Raw genomic sequence first — 8985 nt, forward strand, 5'->3', positions numbered from 1 at the left:
TTATCATCAACGAGTGCCCACACAGATTGATAGGTTTAGTTTGTTAAAGAGCGTTGCTTTGAAATGTTTATCTCTCAAAGCGGAGGTGAATTCTAGCGATATAATTTAAAGAGTCAAATACTTTTTAAAATTAATTCTCATTGCTATTTTCAACCTCACTAACACGCTTAAAACATATGTCTTATCCCGTGTCAGTGGGAGCGCATTATAGAGAGCCAGAGTGACTATGCAAGTGTTTATTTCAATAAAAATGGTCAGCAAAAGCTTTTCGATTAATTCCTAGTCAAATTATTCCGAGCTTCGCTCATTAAATAAACGCATAAGCGTCTGCAAACATCTGTTCGCTCTTGGCTCCTTTGCTTTGAGTGAACTGCTCACGAGCAGCTCCGGCCATTTCAAAACGACCAGCAATATAAATGTCATAATTATCGAGTAGGTCAAAGTCTTCATCTACAGCTGCCAGAACATTGCCTGTTTTACCTTGCCAGCGAGTATCGGCTTTCTCAATAACTGGTATAAAGTGAATGTTATCGTATTTAGAAGCGATATCGTTAAGCTCTTCTATTGCATAAAGCTGGCACTCATCACGCGCTCCCCAATAGAGATAAATATTCTTATCATTATTTTGCGCGATGCAGTGGTCCAAAATTGAACGTACGTAACTAAAACCTGTGCCACCAGCAATTAAAAGTAGTGGACGATCGCTATCTTCTCTTATCCAGGCATCACCATGAGGCGCCTCAATGCACACTTCAGACTCCTCATCCAAAGCCTTTTGCATTACATTAACAACTTCTATGGCATAAGCATTATGCTCAGCGGCACCAATATGGAGCTCGAGCTCACCGTGATGACGGCATGGGCTGCTTGCAATGGAAAACGGACGTTTGTCTTTTTCCCCCATCACCACAGTTAAATATTGCCCAGCTTTAAACTCCACAGGCGTTTCAGGATGCAAAAGAATCCGATATGTATTAGAGGCTAAGGGCTCAATAGATTTCACTATACATTGGATGGTCATGGTACTCCTCTGGTCTACTTGCCGACGTAGACTCTATCTTGCACGGCACTTATCTCTAGTAGTAAATAGCCGCATTTGTTTTAGTTATAATGATATTACTATGAAGCTTGTCGCATAAATATATTCAATATCGCTATAATATTTCAATAGCATATCATATACCGAGCTTACTCCACTTCTCGTCAACCCGCTCAACTAAATGAGGGTCTTTCTTAATCGGAACCCCCCACTCTCGTGTGACTTCACCCGAAAACTTTTTCGTTGCGTCCAACCCTAACTTTGAGCCCTGTCCATTTTTAGCTTCAAGCATTGATGTATCACGTAAGGGGTCCATTCTGGTGGTAATAGCCCAAATGATATCGTTCCAATCATGAACATCAACATCATCATCACAGAGAATGATAAATTTAGCATCAAGATATTGCTGTAAACGCTCCCATAGGCTTTCCAATAAAGATCGGGATTGTCCAGCATGTGTTTTGATCATTGAAATAATCACAAAATGGCTAGCTAGGCTAGAGCTTGGTATAGCTATATCGACTATCTCTGGAAAAGCTTCACGTAGCTGTTCCAATTTATCTTCTACTGCCATTTCTCTAGGCACCGACAACAACTCTGGCCGGCCAGTCTTTTCAGCATCCCACTTGATAGTGGCATCTAAACCCATTTTTGAACCCAGCCCAACGACAGGAGAAGCAAAGTCCAGTGAATCAATCGGTGTATTATCTATTAGTAGGGTGTCAGTTATCGGTTCCATGTGTTCACACATAGCACTAACAACATCATTCCAACAACGAGCATTAACACTTTCATCACAAACAAGGACAAACTTGGTGTACATAAACTGACGCAAGAAAGACCAAACCCCCATCATTACCCGTTTGGCATGGCCAGGATATTGCTTTTTGATTGTCACTACAGCCATTCGGTAAGAGCAGCCTTCGGGAGGCAAGTAGAAGTCAACTATTTCCGGGAATTGTTTTTGCAATATAGGCACAAAAACTTCATTAAGCGCCACACCCAATACAGCAGGCTCATCCGGCGGGCGGCCAGTATAGGTACTATGATATATCGGGTCTTTGCGCATGGTCACATGAGTAACAGTAAAAACATGGTGCCTTTCTTTTTCGTTATAGTAACCGGTATGGTCTCCATAAGGCCCCTCATCTGCGTACTCATTGGGGTCAATATAACCTTCAAGTACAATTTCCGCACTTGCTGGCACCTCAAGACTATTACTGATGGAACGCACTACCTCTGTTTTGTTCCCTCGTAGCAAGCCCGCAAAGGCATATTCCGACAAAGTATCAGGCACAGGCGTAACAGCTCCCAAAATAGTGGCAGGATCAGCACCAAAAGCAACAGATACTGGAAAAGGCTCATTTGGTTTAGATTCCATCCAGTCTTTAAGATCAAGCGCTCCACCACGGTGAGCAAGCCAACGCATTATGATTTTGTTCTTACTGAGTTTTTGTTGACGATAGATACCAAGGTTCTGACGCTTTTTAAGCGGCCCTTTTGTGATAGTTAATCCCCAAGTGAGCAAAGGTGCAACATCGTCAGGCCAGCAACTCATCACCGGAATCTTATCAAGATCAACCTCATCACCTTGCCAGATGATCTGCTGACACGCTGCATTACGTAACCTTTTAACTGGCATATTAAGTACTTGCCTAAATACAGGAAGCTTTTGCAGTGCATCTTTAAACCCTTTAGGTGGCTCAGGCTCTTTAAGATAAGATAGCAATTTTCCTACATCACGCAGATCCATCACATCATTGCGCCCCATACCAATTGCCACTCTCTCTGCGGTACCAAACAAATTGGTAAGCACAGGCATATCGTAACCAATTGGATTTTCGAATAACAATGCAGGGCCACCTGCGCGTAATACGCGGTCGCTTATCTCTGTCATCTCATAATGTGGGTCAACAGGTTCAGAAATACGTTTTAACTTTCCTTCCCGTTCGAGGTGAACAATAAAATCGCGTAAATCCCTAAAAATCATAGATCTGCTGTGAGTTGATTAATCTGAGGGCAGTATAACAAAAAGAGAGATATCGCGACCCCTCTTTTTAATAAAGTTAATACTATTGTGATAACGCATTCATAATAGCGTGGCTACGTACCTGAGGATTGTCGCTCGCAAGCTCTTCAAGCCATGGAGAGTAACCTTGATTAGCAAGCTCAGTAGCAACCATCGACGCTTCATCGTGCAAAGTCATTCGGTCAATCAGAAACGCTTTAACCTCTTTTTTCATCGGCTTAATACGCGCCAACTCCTTGATCGCTTGCTCTTTAAGGCTAGGGTTATATGAGGCATTCATAATTTGCACAATAGAAAAACCATCCCCAACTTCAGCTAAACGATTCAGTTCTGACTGGCTATGGAAATCGGCTCGCATTAACCAAAGCAATTTATAGATTTCGGAATTTCGGCTAGCTTGAGCCAATCGAACCATAATTTGCGAGGAAGGTAACCAACTTGTAACTGTTTCATCTGTCAGTTGGGATACTAAGTTATCGACTGCGTTAGGAGATAAATTATCAAGCTCACGCAAGAATAGAGCTTCTTTTGCTTGAAGCTGATATTCATTACCTGACAACCACTGTTTGAGATCCAGCTCTCCACGTTCAGCTTTCAGGACAAACTCTAAAGCTAAAGTATCTTGCTTCCACCGTTTAAGTATGCGACTGGCGATTGCCGGGTAATTAAAAGCAGGAACAGAAAATTCATACCCTTCCCCTCTTTCCATAACTTGATAAATGGGGGCCATAGCTTTCTGCTGTTCAACAAACAGGACCATTTGAGGAGTTAAGGGAATATTTTGTGCTTCTATCGCCTTTAACAATAGATACCTAGCAACCTCTTGTTGGGGAAACGCCATCCTTTCAAGCGCAAAGCTTAGTGAGTCTGTATTACCTTGAATCGCAGATTGCAGTAAGTCAGCCACCTTTTTATTGACTTGTTGATTATCAATCAGCAGATGGACTTGTTTAGGCTGCATTTCGGTTGCCAATGCACTTGGAGCTCCGATGAATAAAGATGCACACAGGAGAACCGACGACAACATTCCTTGTTGCATGTTAACCTCCTTTTAACATTCTCCCTCATTGTGCGGCTTATCAAACGAGAATGCAAACAAAAACGCCACCGACAACGTCGATGGCGTTATGAGTCACAAATTATTATTGACGCCGCATTGCATCGAAAAACTCATCATTAGTTTTCGTCATCGCAAGCTTATCAATCAGGAATTCCATTGCGTCGATTTCTCCCATAGGATGAACAATTTTACGCAAAATCCACATTTTCTGCAGTTCGTCTGTCTTAGTAAGAAGCTCTTCACGACGAGTGCCACTGCGATTGAAATCAATAGCAGGAAAGACTCGTTTCTCTGCAATCTTACGATTTAGGTGCAGTTCCATATTACCTGTACCCTTAAATTCCTCGTAGATCACTTCATCCATCTTAGAACCTGTATCTACAAGAGCAGTAGCAATAATGGTTAAACTACCACCTTCTTCGACATTACGAGCGGCACCGAAGAAACGCTTAGGACGGTGCAATGCGTTGGCATCAACACCACCAGTCAAGACCTTACCTGAAGAAGGAACAACAGTGTTGTAGGCTCTTGCAAGACGCGTAATAGAATCAAGCAAGATAACCACATCTTTCTTGTGCTCTACTAAGCGTTTCGCTTTTTCAATCACCATTTCCGCGACTTGGACATGACGAGATGCAGGCTCATCAAAGGTAGAAGCAACCACTTCGCCTTTCACCAAACGCTGCATTTCGGTTACTTCTTCTGGACGCTCGTCAATAAGAAGTACCATTAGCTCACATTCAGGGTGATTATAAGCAATGCTCTGTGCGATATTCTGCAGCAGCATTGTTTTACCTGCTTTAGGTGGCGCAACAATCAAGCCACGCTGACCTTTACCAATCGGTGAAGCAAGATCCAAAACACGTGCCGTAATATCTTCTGTTGAACCATTGCCTCGCTCCATCACCATACGCTCATTGGCATGCAATGGAGTTAAGTTTTCAAATAGAATCTTATTACGTGCGTTATCTGGTTTATCATCATTAACCGTGTTGACTTTTAACAACGCAAAGTATCGTTCACCGTCTTTTGGTGGGCGAATCTTACCAGCAATTGAGTCACCAGTACGTAAGTTAAAGCGACGGATCTGACTCGGAGAAACATAAATGTCATCAGGACCGGCTAAATATGAGCTGTCTGCACTACGTAAAAAGCCAAAGCCGTCTTGAAGTATTTCCAGAACCCCGTCGCCAAATATATCTTCTCCGCTTTTTGCGTGTGCTTTTAAAATGGCGAAGATGATGTCTTGCTTTCTCAAGCGAGCTAGGTTTTCAAGGCCTAAGCTTTCGCCCAGCTTGACAAGATCAGACACTGGTCTGTTCTTCAGTTCTGTTAGATTCATGGTGGTGGATACTTGTTTAGTCAAAATAGGATCTGTTATTTAGTTAAGATGAATTCGGTCACAGGATCGACCAAGAAGAGAAACTTGTTTATTTAACGTGCGATAATCTAGCACTAAATACTAGCCTAGTCTAGATTTTGTTGATATTCAAAACCGTGCATCGATAAAAATGCACGGTCTCATCGCAGGAACAACTTATAGGTTAGCGTCTAAAAACTCTTTAAGCTGAGTTTTAGACAAAGCGCCCACTTTAGTTGCAGCCACGTCACCATCCTTAAACAGTAATAAGGTCGGAATACCGCGGATACCAAATTTGGGTGGAGTACCTGCATTTTGGTCGATATTTAATTTACCGATAGTGAGTTTACCTTCGTACTCGTCTGCGATTTCGTCCAAAATAGGGGCGATCATTTTACAAGGACCACACCATTCTGCCCAAAAATCAACAAGAACTGGGCCTGCAGCATTGATTACATCGTTCTCAAAACCGTCATCAGTTAGCTGCAAAATCTTATCACTCATCTTACACTCCAATGTGTTTTTTCGGACTGGTTGGATGATAACCAGTATTTAGATGCCCTATTGGAATGTATTTACCTTCGTATTGCAAGCTTAAGCTGATATTCTATAGCTATGAAAAAGACGCATATCACAGAGCAAAAGTTCGCCGATTTGGGTTTACACCCCCAAGTTATTGAAGGTTTGAATAAAAAAGGGTTCGAATTTTGTACCCCAATTCAAGCTTTGGCGTTGCCGGTACTGCTCACCGGCCAAGACATTGCAGGACAGGCTCAAACTGGAACAGGGAAAACCCTGGCGTTTCTGACTGCTACTTTTAACCACCTTCTAAACACACCAGAGCATGAAGGTAGAAAGGCAACACAACCTAGGGCTATTATAATGGCTCCGACTCGTGAGCTTGCCATCCAGATATATAATGATGCCAAGCCGTTAATTGAGAGCACGGGCATTAAAGCCGCACTGGCTTACGGTGGCGAAAGTTATGACAAGCAGTTGTCGAAGCTAGAGCAAGGTGTTGATATTCTTATTGGCACCACAGGTCGAATTATCGATTTTTATAAGCAGCGCGTATTTAATCTTAAAAGCATACAAGCCGTCGTCCTTGATGAAGCCGATCGCATGTTTGACTTGGGTTTTATTAAAGATATACGCTTCCTTTTCCGCGGTATGCCAGAACCCAAACAACGCCTAAACATGTTGTTCTCAGCCACCTTATCATATCGTGTTCAAGAGCTAGCATTCGAGCATATGCATAACCCAGAACACCTTGCTGCTGAGCCAGAGCAAAAAACAGGTCACCGCATCCAAGAAGAACTCTTCTATCCGTCAAACGAAGATAAGATGACTCTTCTACAAACTTTGATCGAAGAAGAATGGCCTGAGCGAGCGATAGTATTTGCCAACACCAAGCACAAATGCGAATCAATCTGGGGACACCTTGCCGCCGATCAACATAGAGTTGGGCTTCTCACTGGGGATGTACCTCAGAAAAAACGTGAAAAGATCCTTGAGCAATTTACTCGTGGAGAGGTTGATTTGCTTGTCGCAACAGATGTGGCGGCCAGAGGACTGCACATCCCACAAGTCACTCACGTATTCAATTATGACCTACCTGACGACTGTGAAGATTACGTTCACCGTATAGGCCGCACAGGAAGAGCTGGTGCCAGTGGTCATTCTATTAGCTTCGCTTGTGAAGAATACGCCATTAATCTTCCCGCGATTGAAGAGTATATAGAGCATACCATTCCAGTATCTGAATATGATGCGTCGGCGTTAATTCAAGATCTGCCGGCACCATTACGTATGCGTTCTAATCGACCACAGCAACGTCGTACTAACACTGGTGGTTCACGCTCGAATAACCGCCGTTCAAACAACCGCTCTCGTCAGCGTCACAGTAAAGATTCATAAGGCCGTTTATGAGACAAGAAGTGTCATCCCCACTTTATGCTGCCATTGACCTAGGGTCTAACAGTTTTCATATGCTGATTGCTCGTCATATTGATGGCAGCATACAAACCATGGCGAAAATAAAACGTAAAGTACGTCTAGCTGCAGGATTGGACTCAAACAATCGCTTGAGCCAAGAGGCTATGCAGAGGGGGTGGGACTGTCTGAGTCTCTTTGCTGAACGCCTGCAAGACATTGATAAGCAAAATATTCGCATTGTCGGCACGGCAACACTGAGAACAGCGACCAATACAGATGTCTTCCTTAGCCATGCCAAACAAATACTAGGCTACGACATAGAAGTCATTGATGGTAAGGAAGAAGCCGCGACTATCTACAAGGGTGTCGCGCACACTTCAGGTGGCTGCGGGCGTCGTTTAGTCGTTGATATTGGCGGGGCAAGTACAGAGCTCATCATCGGCCAGGGGTTTGACGCTCAAGTGCTCAATAGTTTAAAAATGGGCTGTGTCACTTGGCTAGAAAATCACTTCAAAGACCGACAGCTTTCTGCTGAAAACTTCGCAAGTGCTATAGCCGCAGCCAAAAAAACCCTACACCCAGTACTAAGCCAGTACACAAACATAGGTTGGGACGTGTGTGTCGGTGCCTCAGGTACAGTGCAAGCCTTGCAGGAAATAATGCTTGCACAAGGTATGGATGAGGTCATCACACATACCAAGCTCAAACGCCTACAAAAGCAGGCCATGCTCACCGATCACTTGGAAGAGCTTGAAATTGAAGGCTTAACCCTAGAGCGCGCCCTTGTGTTCCCAAGTGGCCTTTCTATTTTAATTGCAATTTTTGAGCTGCTAAACATAGATTCGATGACACTCTCTGGCGGAGCACTGCGCGAAGGGCTGGTATACGAAATGGTTGATGAGCTAAAGAAAGACAACATTCAAGCTCGCACCATAGCCAGTGTACAAAGTCGCTACCAATTGGATAAAGCGTACGGCGAACAAGTGGCTAACTTGGCTGGTAAGTTGCTCCATCAATGTGAAGACAAATGGATACCGGAAGCGCAAGGCACTGCAATTTTAGAAGCAGCCGCTAAGTTACATGAAATCGGTCTAACTATTGATTTCAAAAAAGGCGGGGATCATAGCGCCTATCTATTGCAACACCTAGATCTGCCAGGTTATACACGAGCTCAAAAACAGCTTTTGAGTGAGATAGTACGTCGTTACCGCGAAAACCTAACTCCTCTGCCAGTACAACATGCCATGTCTGCTAGCAGCGCCGCTCGAGTGCTCCGCTTACTTCGTTTGGCAGTGATACTTTCACACAGGCGCAATCCTGATTTAGAACCAAAAATCAGACTGACATCGGATAAGGATAAGCTGACACTTACCATGTCTTCTCGCTGGCTTGAAGCAAGTCCTCTCATCGCAGCGGAACTAGAAATAGAAGCCAACCGACACAGTGATCTTGGCTGGCCACTTATAATTACCACCGATTAAACACCAAAAAGCCCAGCATAGAATAGCGTAAGCTGGCGGTGAGCCCCATTTAACTGAAAGCTGGCACCGACTAAAAATAGT

7 protein-coding genes are annotated in these 8985 nt (G+C 43.7%); 2 read left to right on the plus strand and 5 right to left on the minus strand.

What is annotated here, in order from left to right; genetic code table 11:
- Positions 1-307 precede the first annotated feature (307 nt).
- From fre to trxA, 5 genes are all read right to left on the minus strand, one after another.
- The gene (fre, locus tag AAFM34_RS19475; protein WP_341665686.1) at positions 308-1021 is read right to left on the minus strand and encodes an NAD(P)H-flavin reductase; all 714 of its coding nucleotides are present in this window, start codon (positions 1019-1021) and stop codon (positions 308-310) included.
- 154 nt (positions 1022-1175) lie between these two features.
- Positions 1176-3029: a 4-hydroxy-3-polyprenylbenzoate decarboxylase gene (ubiD, locus tag AAFM34_RS19480; RefSeq protein WP_341665688.1), complete on the minus strand. Its 1854-nt coding sequence runs from the start codon at positions 3027-3029 to the stop codon at positions 1176-1178.
- Between the two features lie 82 nt (positions 3030-3111).
- Positions 3112-4107, minus strand: coding sequence for a hypothetical protein (locus AAFM34_RS19485; protein ID WP_341665690.1), 996 nt, complete (start codon positions 4105-4107; stop codon positions 3112-3114).
- 103 nt (positions 4108-4210) lie between these two features.
- A complete protein-coding gene (gene rho / locus AAFM34_RS19490; RefSeq protein WP_114767716.1) occupies positions 4211-5470 on the minus strand; it encodes a transcription termination factor Rho in 1260 nt (419 codons plus the stop codon).
- Between the two features lie 195 nt (positions 5471-5665).
- Positions 5666-5992, minus strand: coding sequence for a thioredoxin TrxA (gene trxA, locus AAFM34_RS19495; RefSeq protein ID WP_341665692.1), 327 nt, complete (start codon positions 5990-5992; stop codon positions 5666-5668).
- 111 nt (positions 5993-6103) lie between these two features.
- Between trxA and rhlB the strand changes: the two genes are divergently transcribed.
- Positions 6104-7405, plus strand: a complete 1302-nt coding sequence (gene rhlB / locus AAFM34_RS19500) for an ATP-dependent RNA helicase RhlB (protein WP_341665694.1) — start codon at positions 6104-6106, stop codon at positions 7403-7405.
- A gap of 8 nt (positions 7406-7413) precedes the next feature.
- A complete protein-coding gene (gene gppA / locus AAFM34_RS19505; protein WP_341665697.1) occupies positions 7414-8904 on the plus strand; it encodes a guanosine-5'-triphosphate,3'-diphosphate diphosphatase in 1491 nt (496 codons plus the stop codon).
- Positions 8905-8985: the final 81 nt, after the last annotated feature.

Origin of the sequence: Vibrio sp. (assembly GCF_038138445.1) — a bacterium.
GTDB lineage: Bacteria > Pseudomonadota > Gammaproteobacteria > Enterobacterales > Vibrionaceae > Vibrio.

Excerpts from the sequence above, each read along its gene's own strand:
- fre (WP_341665686.1), bottom strand. The coding sequence starts at position 1,021 with ATGACCATCCAATGTATAGTGAAATCTATTGAGCCCTTAGCCTCTAAT.
- ubiD (WP_341665688.1), bottom strand. The coding sequence starts at position 3,029 with ATGATTTTTAGGGATTTACGCGATTTTATTGTTCACCTCGAACGGGAA.
- AAFM34_RS19485 (WP_341665690.1), bottom strand. The coding sequence starts at position 4,107 with ATGCAACAAGGAATGTTGTCGTCGGTTCTCCTGTGTGCATCTTTATTC.
- rho (WP_114767716.1), bottom strand. The coding sequence starts at position 5,470 with ATGAATCTAACAGAACTGAAGAACAGACCAGTGTCTGATCTTGTCAAG.
- trxA (WP_341665692.1), bottom strand. The coding sequence starts at position 5,992 with ATGAGTGATAAGATTTTGCAGCTAACTGATGACGGTTTTGAGAACGAT.
- rhlB (WP_341665694.1), top strand. The coding sequence starts at position 6,104 with ATGAAAAAGACGCATATCACAGAGCAAAAGTTCGCCGATTTGGGTTTA.
- gppA (WP_341665697.1), top strand. The coding sequence starts at position 7,414 with ATGAGACAAGAAGTGTCATCCCCACTTTATGCTGCCATTGACCTAGGG.